15 protein-coding genes are annotated in these 16,346 nt (G+C 35.5%); all 15 read left to right on the forward strand.

Annotation, left to right across the window (positions count from 1 at the left end; genetic code table 11):
* Positions 1–2: 2 nt before the first annotated feature.
* A complete protein-coding gene (rfbB, locus tag AAHJ11_RS19210) occupies positions 3–1,067 on the forward strand; it encodes a dTDP-glucose 4,6-dehydratase (protein ID WP_148367512.1) in 1,065 nt (354 codons plus the stop codon).
* 5 nt (positions 1,068–1,072) lie between these two features.
* Positions 1,073–1,477: a sugar 3,4-ketoisomerase gene (locus AAHJ11_RS19215; RefSeq protein WP_004300047.1), complete on the forward strand. Its 405-nt coding sequence runs from the start codon at positions 1,073–1,075 to the stop codon at positions 1,475–1,477.
* The gene (locus tag AAHJ11_RS19220) at positions 1,474–1,896 is read left to right on the forward strand and encodes a sugar 3,4-ketoisomerase (RefSeq protein ID WP_004300044.1); all 423 of its coding nucleotides are present in this window, start codon (positions 1,474–1,476) and stop codon (positions 1,894–1,896) included. The genes AAHJ11_RS19215 and AAHJ11_RS19220 overlap by 4 nt, the downstream gene beginning before the upstream one ends.
* Positions 1,893–2,552, forward strand: a complete 660-nt coding sequence (locus tag AAHJ11_RS19225; protein ID WP_148367509.1) for an acetyltransferase — start codon at positions 1,893–1,895, stop codon at positions 2,550–2,552. The genes AAHJ11_RS19220 and AAHJ11_RS19225 overlap by 4 nt, the downstream gene beginning before the upstream one ends.
* Before the next feature lie 16 nt (positions 2,553–2,568).
* Positions 2,569–4,068 (forward strand): O-antigen translocase, encoded by a 1,500-nt coding sequence (locus AAHJ11_RS19230; protein ID WP_148367507.1) that lies wholly within the window; start codon positions 2,569–2,571, stop codon positions 4,066–4,068.
* A gap of 8 nt (positions 4,069–4,076) precedes the next feature.
* The gene (locus AAHJ11_RS19235; protein WP_297284782.1) at positions 4,077–5,369 is read left to right on the forward strand and encodes a glycosyltransferase family 61 protein; all 1,293 of its coding nucleotides are present in this window, start codon (positions 4,077–4,079) and stop codon (positions 5,367–5,369) included.
* Between the two features lie 145 nt (positions 5,370–5,514).
* A complete protein-coding gene (locus tag AAHJ11_RS19240) occupies positions 5,515–6,540 on the forward strand; it encodes a hypothetical protein (protein ID WP_229128717.1) in 1,026 nt (341 codons plus the stop codon).
* The gene (locus AAHJ11_RS19245; RefSeq protein WP_148367503.1) at positions 6,537–7,652 is read left to right on the forward strand and encodes a glycosyltransferase; all 1,116 of its coding nucleotides are present in this window, start codon (positions 6,537–6,539) and stop codon (positions 7,650–7,652) included. The genes AAHJ11_RS19240 and AAHJ11_RS19245 overlap by 4 nt, the downstream gene beginning before the upstream one ends.
* A 12-nt stretch (positions 7,653–7,664) precedes the next feature.
* Complete coding sequence (locus AAHJ11_RS19250) at positions 7,665–8,180, forward strand: acyltransferase (RefSeq protein ID WP_004300033.1); 516 nt, start codon at positions 7,665–7,667, stop codon at positions 8,178–8,180.
* A gap of 7 nt (positions 8,181–8,187) precedes the next feature.
* Positions 8,188–9,288, forward strand: a complete 1,101-nt coding sequence (locus AAHJ11_RS19255) for a DegT/DnrJ/EryC1/StrS family aminotransferase (protein ID WP_148367500.1) — start codon at positions 8,188–8,190, stop codon at positions 9,286–9,288.
* Positions 9,289–9,295: 7 nt separating this feature from the next.
* On the forward strand, positions 9,296–10,540 hold the full coding sequence (locus AAHJ11_RS19260) for a glycosyltransferase family 4 protein (protein WP_297284783.1): 1,245 nt from the start codon (positions 9,296–9,298) through the stop codon (positions 10,538–10,540).
* Between the two features lie 30 nt (positions 10,541–10,570).
* Positions 10,571–11,563, forward strand: a complete 993-nt coding sequence (locus AAHJ11_RS19265) for an NAD-dependent epimerase/dehydratase family protein (protein ID WP_004300024.1) — start codon at positions 10,571–10,573, stop codon at positions 11,561–11,563.
* 12 nt (positions 11,564–11,575) lie between these two features.
* Positions 11,576–12,370, forward strand: a complete 795-nt coding sequence (locus AAHJ11_RS19270; RefSeq protein ID WP_148367496.1) for a polysaccharide biosynthesis/export family protein — start codon at positions 11,576–11,578, stop codon at positions 12,368–12,370.
* Positions 12,371–12,379: 9 nt separating this feature from the next.
* Positions 12,380–14,821: a GumC family protein gene (locus tag AAHJ11_RS19275; RefSeq protein ID WP_195650741.1), complete on the forward strand. Its 2,442-nt coding sequence runs from the start codon at positions 12,380–12,382 to the stop codon at positions 14,819–14,821.
* Between the two features lie 499 nt (positions 14,822–15,320).
* Positions 15,321–16,307, forward strand: a complete 987-nt coding sequence (locus AAHJ11_RS19280; protein WP_413580031.1) for a mannose-1-phosphate guanylyltransferase — start codon at positions 15,321–15,323, stop codon at positions 16,305–16,307.
* The last annotated feature ends 39 nt before the right edge of the window (positions 16,308–16,346 follow it).

The following is a 16,346-nucleotide window of genomic DNA, read 5'->3' on the forward strand; positions in this document are numbered from 1 at the left end:
AGATGAAGCGGAATATATTGATTACTGGTGGTGCAGGATTTATCGGAAGCCATGTTGTTCGCTTATTTGTGAATAAATATCCTGAGTATCATATTATAAATTTAGATAAGTTGACTTATGCTGGAAATTTAGCTAATTTGAAAGATATTGAAGGTCAGCCGAATTATACTTTTGTAAAAGCTGATATTTGTGACTTTGAGAGAATAATACAGCTTTTTAAACAGTATAATATTGATAGTGTGATACATTTGGCAGCAGAAAGCCATGTTGATCGTAGTATTAAAGATCCATTTATTTTTGCACAAACGAATGTGATGGGTACCCTTTCATTATTACAGGCAGCTAAGTTGGCTTGGGAAACTTCAGAAACGGGATATGGTCATAAACTTTTTTATCATATTTCAACAGATGAAGTATATGGTGCATTAGATTTTGACGGAACATTCTTCACTGAACAAACAAAATATCAGCCACATAGTCCTTATTCTGCTAGCAAGGCTGGTAGTGATCATTTCGTACGTGCTTTTCATGATACATATGGAATGCCTGTTATTGTTACCAATTGCAGTAACAATTACGGGCCTTATCAATTTCCCGAAAAGCTTATACCTCTTTTTATTAATAATATCCGTCATGGTAAAGCCTTACCGGTTTATGGTAAGGGTGAGAATGTACGTGATTGGTTGTATGTAGTAGATCATGCACGTGCTATTGATATCATTTTTCATAAAGGAAAAATAGCTGAGACTTATAATATTGGTGGTTTCAATGAATGGACAAATATTGATTTAATTAAGGTTATCATCAAAACTGTGGATCGGTTATTGGGTAATCCGGACGGTACTTCCGAAAAGTTGATTACATATGTAGCTGACAGAAAAGGACATGATTTACGCTATGCTATTGATTCTAATAAATTGAAAAAAGAATTAGGATGGGAACCGTCTTTGCAATTTGAGGAAGGTATTGAAAAAACTGTTCGCTGGTATTTGGAAAATCACGAATGGATGGAAAATATAGCGAGTGGAGAGTATAATAAGTATTATGAAAGTATGTACAAAATATAAAAGTTATGAATGTATCAGATTGTAGGTTGATTGATCTTCCAAAATTTTTGGATAAAAGGGGTAATCTCTCTTTTGCCGAGGAATTTAAGCATATTCCATTTAAAATAGAACGGACATATTGGATATACGATGTCCCTGGTGGAGAGAAACGTGGAGGGCATGCATATAAAGAAAATCAGGAATTTATTATTGCACTTTCCGGTAGTTTTGATGTGCTCTTGGATGATGGTAAAGAGAGGAGGAAAATCCATTTGAATCGTTCATACTATGGATTGTACGTACCAAAGCAAATATGGAGACAGATGGATAATTTTTCTACTAATTCGTTAGCTTTAATATTATCTTCAACTCCATATGGAGAAAATGATTATATACGTGATTACGAAACTTTCAAAAATACTGCATTATGAGTAAAAATAGTACAGTCTATGACTGCACAATTATAGAGCTTGATAAGCATCACAGAGATGAAGGTAATATCACTGTGGTTGAAAATGTTAAAACTGTTCCATTTGAAGTAAAACGTACCTATTATCTATACGATATACCAGGTGGCGAGGCGCGTGGTGGACACGCTCATAAAGAATTGTTTCAGCTGGTGATAGCTGCTAGCGGTAGTTTTAATGTAACAGTTGATGATGGCAGTGTGAAACGTACCTTTTCATTAAATCGTCCTTATCAAGGTTTATATATTGTTCCGGGAATGTGGAGAGAACTGGATAACTTTTCATCTGGAGCAGTGTGTCTGGTACTTGCTTCAATGCCTTATGATGAAGCTGATTATATACGAATATATAAGGATTTCTTAGAGTATAAGAATACAAAATGAAAAAGCGGGTATTGATAATTGGTGGTAATGGACATGGTTCTGTTATTGCAGCTTGTATAAAAGATAACCAGAAAAACGGATACGATGAAGATATTGAAATCTGTGGTTTTGTGAACGATTTTGTAGATAATGTAGATGAGTATGCTGTTTTGGGAGGTACTGATAGAATTCAGCATTTTGTCGATGAAGGGTATTATTTTATATGGGGAATACATATGATAGGACGAAATGTCTTGACAGAAGAACTGTTTAAGAGACTAAATGTTCCATTGGATAGATTAGTAACAATAATACATTATACTGCATTTATTGGAGAGAACGTGGTTCTTCATCCAGGGGTACTGGTCATGTGTCATGCATATATTGCTCCTCGAACAGAACTGGGCGTAGGGACAATGGTAAAATCCAATACTTGTATCGGACATGATGTTAAATGTGGACCATTATGTCATTTTGCAATGGGTTCGATAACCGGTTCATTGGTGGTTATAGGTAAGTGTGCTGATGTTTCTATAGGTGCTACAGTTTTAGAAAAGAGAAAGATTGGCAATTTTGCTATGGCAGGAGCAAGAAGTTTGGTTACTCATGATATACCAGACTCTGAAATACATGTAGGGTTACCTGCAAAATTCTTGAGAAGAATTATGGAAGATTAATTCAATAATACTAGGAATGTCAGAAGCAATGGACACTGAAAACAGGAACTCGTATAAACAAAGCCTAAAAGCTACATCATTGTTTGGAGGGGTTCAAATCTTTAATATACTTATACAAATCATCAGGTCTAAATTTGCTGCAGTATTATTAGGCCCTGAAGGGATGGGGGTTATGGGATTGCTTAATTCTACCATTACAATGATTTCATCCTTTACAAATTGTGGTTTAGGGACCAGTGCCGTACGTAATATTGCAGAAGCTAACGGAGCCAATGATACTAAACGTATAGCTTTAATTATTTCTGTATTTAGGAGATTGGTTTGGATTACCGGATTGACAGGTGCATTGATTTGTTTGGTTTCAGCTTCATTGTTAAGTCAAGTGACATTTGGAAATACAGATTATACTTTTGCTTTTATAATACTTTCATTCTCGGTTTTATTGATGCAATTAACTTCCGGGCAAAATGCTTTAATGCAGGGGATGCGGAAGTATCGTTATTTGGCGAAGGCCAATGTAGTTGGCAATGCAGTCGGTTTAGTATTTATCATACCGTTATATTATTTTTGGAAGATAGATGCTATTGTCCCTGTTTTATTGTTTTCGAATGCTTTGATTTTTATCCTGTCTTATATATATGCCCGCAAAATAAAGATTGAGAAGGAAGAAATAACCATTACGGATATAAAAGTTGAAGGGCGAGATATGTTGAAGATGGGAGTGTTGATCAGTCTTCAGGGTATGTTGGCAATATTAGCTTCCTATTTCATTCGTATTTTCATAAGTCGTATGGGTTCTATTGATGATGTCGGGTTGTTCAATGCGGGGTTTACAATAGTCAACACATATGTTGGATTGGTATTTACGGCTATGGCAACAGATTATTATCCCCGATTGTCAGCGATAGCTTCGGATAATGACTCATTTGTTAGGGCGATTAATCAGCAGGCTGAGATTTCGTTACTGTTGCTTGCTCCAATAATTATTGCTTTTATCGCTTATATACGGGTAGCTGTAGTAGTACTTTATTCTACAAAGTTTATACCTACTGAAGGTATGATGTATTGGGCAATGGCAGCCATGTTTTTTAAAGCCATGGCGTGGAGTATGTCTTATGGTTTATTAGCGAAAGGTGATTCCAAAGTATACTTTTGGAATGAATTTATTACAGTTTGTTATGGATTAATTTTTAATATGATAGGGTATTACTATTGGGGATTAATAGGACTTGGCATATCATCATTCATTAAATATGGATTCTATTTTTTGCAGCTATGGATCATTTGTCGAATAAAATGTAATCTCAAATTTACCAGATCAATAATGAAATTATTTATACTATTTTCTTGTATCACTGCCATAGTCCTTACCTGCAAAATATTAATGTTTGGTTGGAGTGGATACGCAGTGGTAACAGTGTTTTTAGTTTTAACGACATATTATTCATATACGGGACTAGATCGTAGGATAGGGATTAAGCAGGTTATAATAAACAAATTACATCGTAAAAACTAATATGATGGATGATGAAGAAAATATTGCTCGAAATAAAACATTCAATAAATAAAAGAATCGGAAATGCTATAGAAAGTATATCATGCAGACTCTATTATCATTCAAAAAAGAACAGTTGGGGGCATTGTTTATATGCGATGAATAATATGGTTTTACGTTGTGTTTCGTTTGTACCGTTTGAAGTTGTTAGTCATCATGTCTATGCGAAATCGCATTTGACTTCATCTATAATACCACTTATTACTAATAGAGTAGGGTATACAAGTAAGTTGACCTATGAGTTGGAGCCTTTGAAGAAAGAACTGATATCAGTTCCGATGCAAGATATTTTTATTTATAAACATGAAGGTGTTAGAATACAAGGAAATTCCGATTTTATCTTAAATGTGAAAGAAAAGTGTGTAATTAACGACTTCTGTTATAATATGAACGATCGCTATGTGATGTTTGATGGGCTTTTATTGCGGTTAAAGAATAATGTTGCTGTTTTACGTAACGATGGCGGTATTGGGAAATGTCGTTATTTGAAGTCTGGAATTATGCTTTCAGGGAAATTTTCATGTAATTACTATCATGAATTGTATGAAATTCTCATTAAACTGCTTGTCTTCAACAGAATAAACATATCAAAAGATGCTCCGTTGATAATCGATGAAATCGTAATGAAAATAGATTCTTTTAAAAAGATTTTTGAGATTCTTAATGAAACCCAACGTGACATAATTACTATAGGAGAAAAAGAAATAGTAGAATTTGGTACTTTATATTCTCTTTCTGCTGTGAATTCTATTGCACCTCATTATAGAGATATTACTGATCCTGATCATTTATTTGGGTTTGTTTTTGATTGTCATTTAACATTGCAAATGCGTGATAAATTGCTCTTGTTTAAGTCTGATTTAGCAACTCCGAAACGCATTTTTCTGACACGGAAGAGTACAAAAAAGAGGCATTATAATGAATCTGAAGTTTGGGGAGTACTTAAAGAATATGGGTTTGAAGTTGTTGCTCCCGAAACATACACTTTTTGTGAGCAAATGGCCTTGTTTAATAATGCTGACTATATTGTGGGTGGTTCTGGAGCTGCATTTACAAATTTATTGTTTTGTCATAGCGGTTGTAAGGTTATTTGTTTTAGATCCATAAGAAACTATTCTCCAATATTTTCGACTATTGCTAATATTGTCGGTGTTAAAATGCGGTATTTAGCTGGTATTTCTGATAGTACAGTAGATTTACATGCTGATTACATTGTCAGCACTGATAAACTGAAAAAAATGATTGATTATAATGAGGATTAAAAATAGTAATGACATAACTTATTTTATAGGAGGTATATTACTTTTGTTAACTCTAAGGCCATTTTTTACTTGGAGTCTAAGTGGGTCTTATGCGCAAATTGTATTTCTTTTCCCATTGGCGATTCTATTCTGGCGGAATTATAGAATGAATAGATTGAATGTGCTGTATCTGATTTTCTTTGTTTTTACCCTTTTGCTAGCTTCTATTTCTCAAAATCGTAATCTGATAGGATTCTTTTTTATGATTATTTTGGCAGCAGTACCTTTTGGATCGAAAAGATTTATGGTAAACGTGTTTGATAGGTACAAAACGTTATATTCTATAATAATTGGAATATCCATTTTGGTATGGCTGTTACTTTTCTTTGGTATTCCTGTCCCTGGAAAAATAATAGCTCCTTTGAATGCTGTAAAAACATATAATTATATTGCATATCCATTTTTAGTTATTCCCAACTATTTAGGGGCAGGTCTTGATGTTTATTTTCAATCATTAAGATTTTGTGGCCCTTTTGATGAGCCGGGTGTTGTTGGTACTATCGCCGGACTTATGCTGTATATAGATAATTTTAATCTGAAGGATAAAAGGAATATATTTATTTTAATTTCTGGACTTCTTTCATTGTCCCTATTTTTCTATGTCCTTTCTGCCATTTTTTTAGTGTATTTTTTATTTTCTAGAAATGTCAAGGTCGTATATAAATTCTTCATCTCTTCTTTAATGGCATTGTTAATTGTTTTTTCTATGCAAAATGCAATGACTAGGTTGTTGATTTGGGATAGATTGGAATATGATAAAACACAAGGGATGATCAGTGGGGATAATAGGGCTGATAGTAGTTTAAAAAGTTATTTTAATTCTATTCAGGGTACAAGTCAATATTGGTGGGGGGTAGATAATAAGAGACAGCTGGCAAACTTCTCGGATAGTGCTGGTTATCGAAATGCGATTCTGTCCAATGGAGCTGTTGTCTGTATTATGTACCTGCTTTTCTTTGTTCTTTATGCCTTAAATCGTATAAAGTCCATATGGTATATTCTTATATTTATAACCTTGCTACTTGCTACATTATATCAGCGTCCTGGGTTATTTTCTGTTAATTATATCTTTCTATTTTCTATGTATATAGTAATGCACGACAAACGTGAAAATATAAAATTAAATCCATGATGCATATTTGTTATCTCACAGGGCTTTATTCTCGAAAAGACCCATTGATCTTTGACCGTCAGGGGAAGGCATTGGCAATGGCTGGCTATAAAGTTACTATTGTTGTTTGTGACTTAGAACCGAATGAAACAATTGATGGTATTGAGTTTATTTCGTGTAACTATAAGCCATGCTCGCGTATAGAGAGGATGCTGAATACCAAGAAATTTCTTTATAGGAAAGCACTAATGATAAATGCAGATGTATACCAAATTTCTGATCCGGAGCTATTATCTCTTGGGGTTAAATTGAAACATAAGGGATATAAAGTTGTATTTAATCTTCGTGAGTTTTATCCTGGCATCATTCATGATAAAGCATATTTGCCTAAAATAGCTCGTAATGTAATTGCAGTGCTGATGGAGAAATATCTGAAGTCATCTCTAAAGAAATATCATGCTGTATTTACTGTAACTGATGATACTGACAATCGCCTTGAAAAGTGGGGAATAAAGAATCATTATGTTATTAAAAATTTCCCTGTTGTATCTTCCAGGTTTACTTTATCCAAGGAGGAATATTTATCCCGTAAAAATGTTCTTGGATATATTGGAACAGTCTATTGGATTAGTTGTCAAAAAGAAGTATTAAAAGCTTTAGCGGAATTGCCGGATATCAAATATTATGTTGCAGGTGTGATTGAAGAAGGATATGTTGATGTTCTTGAAACTTTTCCAAACTGGAAGAATGTGGATTTTGCAGGGCCGTTTAAGAAAGAAGAGATATCAACAGTTTTTTCAAAAATGACTATTAGTAATACTCTTCGGGATTTTAGTCGGACAGGCAGTCCGAATGGATCTTTTGGTGTGTTGAAAATATTTGAAAGTATGGAGGCGGGGTTACCGGTGTTGCTTTCGGATGTGAAATGCTATCGTGAAATTGTAGAAAAATATAATTGTGGAATTTGTGTTGATCCACATAATTCGCAGCAAATAAAGGAGGCTATTCAATATTTAGTTGAAAATAAGGAAATGGCTTATCAGATGGGGCAAAATGGTCGGCGAGCAGTTTTAGAAGAGTATAACTGGGAAAGTCAGGCTAAACTATACATTGAAGTATTAACAAATATATAAAGCGAGGAATATATGATACACCCACTGGCTGACTGTCAAAGTAAATTGATTGGTGACGGGACTACTATATGGCAATTTTGTGTCATCTTAAATGGTGCTGTTATTGGAAGTAACTGCAATTTATGTGCCCATGTTTTTGTAGAGAATGATGTTATTATAGGTAACAATGTTACTGTAAAATCAGGAGTACAATTGTGGGATGGACTAAGAGTAAAAGATAATGTTTTTATCGGAGCAAATGTCTCTTTTATTAATGATTTGATTCCTCGTTCAAAAGTCTATCCAAGTGAATTTCTAATGACGACACTTGAGGAACATTGTTCGATCGGAGCCAATTCTACAATAATGGGAGGATTGATTATTGGTGAGTACGCTCTTGTCGGGGCAGGAAGTGTTGTTACAAAAAATGTTCCGGCACATGAGATTTGGTTTGGTAATCCTGCATGTAAAAAAGGGTATATCACTAAAGATGGTATTGCTCTGGACTTAAATATGTGTGATAAAAATGGAGTTAAACATAAAATATAAAACGGATATGATTAAATTTTTAGATTTACAGAAAGTTACTGCAAAATATGCAGAAGAGATTCATGAAGCAGTATTGAGAGTCGTTGATTCAGGGTGGTATTTACAAGGCAAAGAAAATGCAATGTTTGAAACACATTATTCCTCATATATTGGTACTAAATATACTATAGGATGTGCTAACGGCCTTGATGCATTGATTTGGATTTTCCGTGCTTATATTGAAATGGGGATAATGAAACCTGGAGATGAAGTTATCGTTCCTGCAAATACCTATATTGCTTCTATTTTAGCCATTACTGAGAACGGACTCATTCCTGTGTTGGTTGAACCCAATCTGGAAACATATCAAATTGATGATTCTAAGATTGAAAAAGCTATAACTTCTCGTACAAGAGCTATACTTATAGTACATCTTTATGGTCAGTGTGCGTATACTGAGAAAATAGGTGAATTATGTGAAAAATATAATCTTAAGCTTGTAGAAGATAATGCGCAGGCACATGGCTGCAAATTTAATGGGAGAATGACAGGCTCGATAGGCGATGCTGCAGGGCATAGCTTTTATCCGGGTAAAAACTTAGGTGCATTAGGGGATGCAGGAGCTGTGACAACGAATGATGATGAGTTGGCACATATAGTAAGGTCGGTTGCTAATTACGGATCTGCAAAGAAATATGTTTTCCAATATGTAGGGCGTAATAGTCGTCTTGACGAAATTCAGGCAGCTATTCTTGATGTTAAACTCCGTTATCTTGATAATGATATACAATTAAGAAAAGAAGTTGCAAAATATTATATAGAAAACATTGAGAATCCAGCGATTATTTTGCCAATTGTGAAAGATTGGAATGCACATGTATTTCATCTTTTTACAATTCGTTGTGCGGATCGTGATGGCTTGCAACAATATTTAGCAGAGAATGATATTCAAACTAATATCCATTATCCTATTCCTCCTCATAAACAAGAATGCTATAAAGAATGGAATGATCTTAGCTTTCCAATTACAGAATTGATTCATGCTGAAGAATTGAGTATTCCAATGAGTCCTATTATATCTATGGAAGAGGTTGAAAGGGTTGTAAAAGTGTTGAATGCTTGGAAGTAATAATCTTATGATGAAGAAAAAGACTATTTGGTTCATAAATAAAGATGCAGCACCTATTGAATTTTATGGCACTCATTTGAGAACAATAAAGTTGGCACAATATTTTCAATCAGAAGGCTATAATGTGAAATTGTTTTGTTCTAGTTATGTTCACAATAGAAACTTATGTTTGTCTGACTCTAATAAGACATTTGAAGAGAAAACTTATGATAATATCCCTTTTGTTTTAGTAAATGCAGGTTGTGGATCTACTAATGGGATAAGAAGGATTATATCATATTTTAGGTTTGCGGTTAAATTATTCATCCATAGAAAACAATTTGAGAAACCGGATGTGATAATTCATACATCTCGTATTCCTTTTGATATTCCAATTTATCAACTAGCCAAAAAGGTAAAAGCAAAATATATCGTGGATGTTACAGATTTATGGCCTGATTCATTCGTAAGCTTAGGCTTATTGGGAAAAAATAATCCATGCGTGAAAATTGCTTATTGTTTAGAACGATATATTTATAGTAAAGCAGACAACGTTGTTTTTTCTATGCCTGGTGCAGTTAATTATGTGAGAGAAAACGGATGGGATAGTGATCAGGGGGGGACAATTGATTTAAATAAATTGCATTATATAAATAATGGTATTGATTTGTCTGAGTTTAATGTTAACATGCAAAGATACAAAGTAGAAGATTTTGATTTGGCAAACGATAAAACTTTCAATATTATTTATTTGGGAAGTATTCGATTGGCAAATAATCTTAAACTGCTTATAGATTCAGCTAAAATATTGCAGAATAATAATGTGCAGGTCTTGATTTATGGTGATGGTGAGGATAGGGCTTTTTTAGAGCATTATTGTGAAGAACAACAGATTACAAACGTAAAATTTAAAGCAAAATGGACATCACCCGAGTATGTGCCATATATACTTTCAAAAGCAGATGTGAATGCTCTGAATTATTCTACTAATTTCGGGAAGTATGGTGGCAGTATGAATAAGATGTTTTTGGGACTGGCAAGTGGTAAACCATTATGTTGTAATGTGGGAATGCCATACAGTATCATATTAGAGGAGGGTGTCGGCATAGACTGTAAGTTAACTGATCCGCAGGATTATGCCGCTGCTATACTTTCGCTTAAAAACTTGCCTTCTGATGAGTATCAGACAATATGTAATAAAGCGAAAAAAGCAGCCGAAAAATATGATTATGCGAAACTATGCGTGAAATTTAAAGATGTCTGTAATTTGTAAATTGTTAGTGAAAAGATAATTAGTAAAAACATGAAAATAACTTTAATTGGTGCGTCAGGTTTTGTCGGGACTCGTTTGATTACACTTTTGAAAAAAGCACAAAGGTATGAGATGTTGAATATTGATTTGCAACAAAGTCGTTTCTTTCCAGAAGTTACAGCAATTGGTGATGTACGTGATCAGGATTATTTAGATAAGAAATTGGAAGGGGCTGAATGTGTTGTTTTATTAGCAGCACAGCATCGGGATGATGTTGTTCCGGTATCTCTTTATTATGATACAAATGTAGGTGGTATAGAAAAGACATTAAAAGCAATGGAGAAAAATAATATAAAACGAATCATTTTTTTTTCATCTGTTGCAGTATATGGTCTAAATAAAAAGAATCCAAATGAAGAATATCCGGCAGATCCGTTTAATCACTATGGGAAAAGTAAATGGCAGGCAGAGCAAATTTTGCATGAATGGTATAAGTTACATCCGGATTGGAATATTGATATTATTCGTCCAACAGTCATTTTTGGAGAACGTAACAGAGGCAATGTGTACAATTTATTAAAGCAAATTGCGAGTGGAAAGTTTCTAATGATTGGTTCTGGAAACAATAAAAAGTCAATGGCTTATGTCGGTAATGTTGTTGCTTTTGTAAAATACATGATTGATGAGGTTCGGACAGGTTATAATGTGTTTAATTATGTTGACAAGCCGGATTTTACAATGAATGAACTGGTGGCTCATGTTAGCAAAGTTATGAATAAACATATTCCGGCTACTCATTTCCCTTATTGGTTGGGCATGATAGGAGGATATTGTTTTGATATATTTGCTTGCATTACTCGTAAGAAATTGGCAGTAAGTTCTGTGCGTGTGAAGAAGTTTTGTGCAACAACTGAATTTGATGCTGCTAAAATACATTCTTCTGTTTTTAAAGCTCCTTATTCTTTAGGAGAGGGGCTGGCAAGAACTTTAGAGTTTGAATTTATATACCCCCCTACAGATGATATTACTTTTAAAAGTGAATAAGATGATAAGAATATGGAAAAAGTAAATAAACTAATATGTGTGATATTGTTGTCTTTTTTATTAGCAGCATGTCAATCTTATAAAAAGGTACCTTATTTGCAAGACGTGGAAGCAGTCAATCAAGCTACTCAGCAGGAAACTCTTTATGATGCAAAGATCATGCCGAAAGATTTATTGACAATTGTGGTTTCGTGTACGAGTCCGGAACTAGCTGCACCCTTTAACTTGACAATTGCCAGCCCGTCTAATTTATCAATACAGTACACTACTACTCAGCCTGTGTTACAACAATATTTGGTTGACAATGAAGGGAAAATATCTTTTCCAGTATTAGGAGCACTGACAGTTGGAGGGCTTACAAAGAAACAGGCAGAGCAGTTAATCGTTGATAAATTGAAGCCTTATATGAAAGAAAATCCTATTGTTACAGTACGTATGGTAAATTATAAGATATCAGTCATTGGAGAGGTTGTTCGACCGGGTACATTTACTATTTCTAATGAGAAGGTGAATCTATTGGAGGCATTGGCCATGGCTGGTGATATGACGGTATACGGTCTTCGTGATAATGTGAAGCTGATTCGTGAGGACGCGAATGGCAAACAGCAAATTGTCACTTTGGATTTAAATAATGCCGAAACGATTCTTTCACCTTACTATTGGTTACAACAGAATGATATTGTTTATGTAACTCCCAATAAAGCAAAGGCTCGAAATTCTGATGTGGGCAATAGTACCAGCCTCTGGTTCTCCGCTACCTCTATCTTGGTATCCGTTGTCAGCCTATTAGTAAACATCTTAAAATAACGATTTGTAATGAAAGAAACAGAATTCAACGGAACACAAGAGCCTAAAGAAGAAAGTATAGATGTCAAGGAACTGCTGTTTAAGTATTTGCTCCATTGGCCTTGGTTTGTGGGGGCGGTTGTGGTATGCTTGATTGCGGCATGGGTCTATTTGTATATAGCTACTCCTGTGTATAACATATCTGCTACGGTTTTAATAAAGGACGATAAAAAGGGAGGTAGCGCCGGAATGCTTTCTGGGCTAGAGAGTTTGGGATTGGATGGTTTGATGTCTTCTTCACAGAATATTGATAACGAGATTGAAGTGCTCCGTTCCAAGACTATCGTCAAAGAGGTGGTTGAAGATTTGGGCCTCTATATTTCTTATACGGATGAGGATGAATTTCTTTCCAGGAATATGTATAAGACTTCGCCTGTGCAAGTGAGCATGACTCCACAGGAGGCTGACTTGTTGGAGAAACCGATGATTGTGGAGATGACATTGCAACCACAGGGAAGTATGGATGTGAATGTGAAGATAGGCGATGCTGAATATCAGAAACATTTCGAAAAGTTGCCGGCTGTTTTTCCTACCAACAAAGGAACATTAGCCTTTTTCCTGACACCGGATTCTGTATTGTCTTCTAAAAGAATATTGGAAGAAACTACAGATTCAAAAAAGACTACACGCAATATTACAGCAACAATTAATAAACCTTTGGCTGTAGCGAAAGGGTATTGCAAGAATATGACGATTGAACCCACTTCCAAAACCACTTCTGTGGCTGTCATATCATTGAAAAACTCAAATGTACAACGCGGCAAGGATTTTATCAATAAGTTATTGGAGATGTATAATATCAATACGAATAATGATAAGAATGAAGTGGCACAGAAAACAGCTGAATTTATCAATGAACGTATTAGTATTATTTCGAAAGAACTGGGTAGTACGGAAAAGGATCTGGAAAGTTTCAAACGTGGGGCAGGTATTACAGATTTAACCAGTGATGCACAAATTGCTTTGACGGGTAGTGCTGAATATGAAAAGAAGCGTGTGGAGAATCAAACCCAGATTAATTTGCTGCAGGATCTGCAGAAATATATGCAAAATGAAAGTTATGAGGTTCTACCCAGTAATATAGGATTGCAGGATTTGAATCTTGCTGCTGCTATCAACCGTTATAATGATGTGCTTGTTGAGAGGAAACGTTTATTACGTACATCAACGCAGAATAATCCTACCATTATAAATCTTGATACTAGCATTAGTGCAATGAAAGAGAATGTACAAGTATCTTTAGACAGGGTGTTGCGTGGATTATATATCACAAAAGCTGATCTGGATCGTGAGGCGAACCGTTATTCCCGTCGCATTAGTGAGGCACCTGGCCAGGAGCGTGAGTTTGTGAGTATTGCACGTCAACAGGAGATAAAGGCCGGACTTTATCTGATGCTTCTTCAGAAGCGTGAGGAAAATGCTATAACTTTGGCTGCTACTGCCAATAATGCGAAGATTATAGATGACGCTATAGCAGATGATACTCCTGTATCTCCTAGAGGTAAGATAATTTATCTGGTTGCTTTAGTGTTAGGAGTCGGAATTCCGGTGGGGATTATTTACCTGCTCGAATTAACCAAATTCAAGATTGAAGGTCGTTCTGATGTAGAAAGGCTTACTTGTGTGCCTATTGTTGGTGATATTCCATTGACTGATGAAAAACAGGGAGCTATTGCTGTATTTGAGAATCAAAATAACCTGATGAGTGAAACCTTCCGAAATATCCGAACGAATCTTCAGTTTATGCTTGAAAATGATAAGAAGGTGATTTTGGTTACTTCTACAGTTAGTGGTGAGGGCAAATCTTTCATTTCTGCTAATCTAGCTATTAGTCTTTCTTTATTAGGGAAGAAAGTAGTAATCGTTGGTCTTGATATTCGTAAACCGGGTTTGAATAAGGTTTTTAATATTCCGAGAAAAGAAGTTGGTATAACTCAATATTTGGCTAATCCGGAAAAGAACTTGATGGATTTAGTACAGCTTTCCGATGTCAGTAAAAATCTGTATATTCTTCCCGGTGGAACAGTTCCTCCTAATCCTACCGAATTATTGGCCCGTGATGGACTGGATAAAGCGATTGAAACTCTTAAGAAGAATTATGATTATGTGATTCTGGATACAGCTCCTGTTGGTATGGTAACTGATACCTTGTTGATAGGACGTGTGGCTGACCTGTCTGTTTATGTCTGCCGTGCAGACTATACTCATAAAAACGAGTATACTTTGATCAACGAACTTGCTAAAAAAGATAAATTACCTAGCCTGTGTACTGTAATCAATGGTTTGGATCTGAAAAGAAGAAAATACGGTTATTATTACGGTTATGGTAAATATGGCAAGTTCTATGGTTATGGTAAGCGCTATGGTTACGGTTATGGATATGGAGAACAATCTCATGACAAGGAGTCATAAATTCAACCAATATAGCGGTTTATAAACTTTGACATAGAATTCGCCAATATGGATTTTATTGGTGACCAAGATTTTTTAAGTTAATAATGTCATAGAGTACTTTTAATACTTTACACAAAAGTGAGATGGAACATGTAGGTCCCTAACTTCATGCTACACACATGAAGTCCCTACATTTTGTGGTCAGGAAATATACGGCGGTGTATTCCTAATCAACGCCCTCATGTCGGTGTAAATCCGATGTGATTTCTATTATATCAACTGTCTGTGAAGATCGTTGATATTTGAAATGATATTATCACTAGATAATATACAACTCAAAACGGGAGATAGCACTTTTGTTGTCTTCCGTTTTTATATTGAATACTTCTTCATAATAAATATTGGTACTTTATTGGGAGCTTACAAATACTCTTATCTTTATTTGCTGTTTTGGACATTTTAGCGTACCTTGCACACCTATTTTAAAGAATATTTTTTTAACAGGAGAATAACAGGTATGGATAATCATGTTGTAATAATGGCTGGTGGCATAGGGAGCCGCTTCTGGCCGATGAGCACTCCGGAATGTCCTAAACAATTTATTGATGTAATGGGATGTGGTCGGTCGCTGATTCAGTTGACGGCAGATCGTTTCGACGGTGTTTGCCCTAAAGAAAATATGTGGGTCGTAACTTCTGAAAAATACATTGATATTGTTCGGGAGCAGTTGCCGGAAATTCCGGAAAGTAATATTTTGGCGGAGCCTTGTGCGCGCAATACTGCACCCTGCATTGCTTTTGCTTGCTGGAAGATCAAGAAAAAACATCCGAATGCTAACATTGTAGTAACTCCTTCGGATGCATTAGTCATTGATACGGGAGAATTCCGTAGAGTGATGGAGAAAGCCCTTCGTTTCACAGATGATGGCAGCGCCATTGTAACGATAGGTATCCGGCCAACTCGTCCGGAAACCGGATACGGATATATTGCTGCTGCTGATCAGCTCCAGACAGATAAAGAGATTTACACTGTAGATGCATTTAAGGAAAAACCGGATAAAGAGACTGCCGAAAAGTATCTGGCAGAAGGCAATTTCTTCTGGAATGCGGGAATCTTTGTGTGGAACGTGCGTACTATTACTTCCGTGCTGCGTGTATATGCTCCGGGCATCGCACAAATTTTCGATCGCATTTTCCCCGATTTCTATACAGAGAAAGAAAATGAAACGATCAAGAAGTTATTCCCTACTTGCGAAAGCATTTCTATCGACTATGCAGTGATGGAGAAAGCACAGGAGATTTATGTACTTCCCGCTTCTTTTGGCTGGTCAGATCTGGGTACATGGGGAGCACTTCGCGGTTTGCTTCCACAGGATAAGTCTGGAAATGCAACCGTAGGAACCGATATCCGTTTGTATGAAAGTAAAAATTGTATTGTGCATGCCAGCGAAGAAAAACGAGTAGTCATTCAAGGCTTGGATGGATATATCATTGCAGATCAATAATGTGTTATCTTTCTCTGCAATGATATATCCATCCAAGCC

Source organism: Bacteroides sp. 90-K9/2, from assembly GCF_047310725.1.
Taxonomy (GTDB): domain Bacteria; phylum Bacteroidota; class Bacteroidia; order Bacteroidales; family Bacteroidaceae; genus Bacteroides; species Bacteroides vicugnae.

What these genes read in the sequence shown, in the direction of transcription:
- AAHJ11_RS19255 (WP_148367500.1), top strand. Translation starts at nt 8,188, where the DNA reads ATGATTAAATTTTTAGATTTACAGAAAGTTACTGCAAAATATGCAGAA.
- AAHJ11_RS19225 (WP_148367509.1), top strand. Translation starts at nt 1,893, where the DNA reads ATGAAAAAGCGGGTATTGATAATTGGTGGTAATGGACATGGTTCTGTT.
- AAHJ11_RS19275 (WP_195650741.1), top strand. Translation starts at nt 12,380, where the DNA reads ATGAAAGAAACAGAATTCAACGGAACACAAGAGCCTAAAGAAGAAAGT.
- AAHJ11_RS19230 (WP_148367507.1), top strand. Translation starts at nt 2,569, where the DNA reads ATGTCAGAAGCAATGGACACTGAAAACAGGAACTCGTATAAACAAAGC.
- rfbB (WP_148367512.1), top strand. Translation starts at nt 3, where the DNA reads ATGAAGCGGAATATATTGATTACTGGTGGTGCAGGATTTATCGGAAGC.
- AAHJ11_RS19220 (WP_004300044.1), top strand. Translation starts at nt 1,474, where the DNA reads ATGAGTAAAAATAGTACAGTCTATGACTGCACAATTATAGAGCTTGAT.
- AAHJ11_RS19240 (WP_229128717.1), top strand. Translation starts at nt 5,515, where the DNA reads ATGAATAGATTGAATGTGCTGTATCTGATTTTCTTTGTTTTTACCCTT.
- AAHJ11_RS19250 (WP_004300033.1), top strand. Translation starts at nt 7,665, where the DNA reads ATGATACACCCACTGGCTGACTGTCAAAGTAAATTGATTGGTGACGGG.
- AAHJ11_RS19265 (WP_004300024.1), top strand. Translation starts at nt 10,571, where the DNA reads ATGAAAATAACTTTAATTGGTGCGTCAGGTTTTGTCGGGACTCGTTTG.
- AAHJ11_RS19280 (WP_413580031.1), top strand. Translation starts at nt 15,321, where the DNA reads ATGGATAATCATGTTGTAATAATGGCTGGTGGCATAGGGAGCCGCTTC.
- AAHJ11_RS19235 (WP_297284782.1), top strand. Translation starts at nt 4,077, where the DNA reads ATGATGAAGAAAATATTGCTCGAAATAAAACATTCAATAAATAAAAGA.
- AAHJ11_RS19270 (WP_148367496.1), top strand. Translation starts at nt 11,576, where the DNA reads ATGGAAAAAGTAAATAAACTAATATGTGTGATATTGTTGTCTTTTTTA.
- AAHJ11_RS19260 (WP_297284783.1), top strand. Translation starts at nt 9,296, where the DNA reads ATGATGAAGAAAAAGACTATTTGGTTCATAAATAAAGATGCAGCACCT.
- AAHJ11_RS19245 (WP_148367503.1), top strand. Translation starts at nt 6,537, where the DNA reads ATGATGCATATTTGTTATCTCACAGGGCTTTATTCTCGAAAAGACCCA.
- AAHJ11_RS19215 (WP_004300047.1), top strand. Translation starts at nt 1,073, where the DNA reads ATGAATGTATCAGATTGTAGGTTGATTGATCTTCCAAAATTTTTGGAT.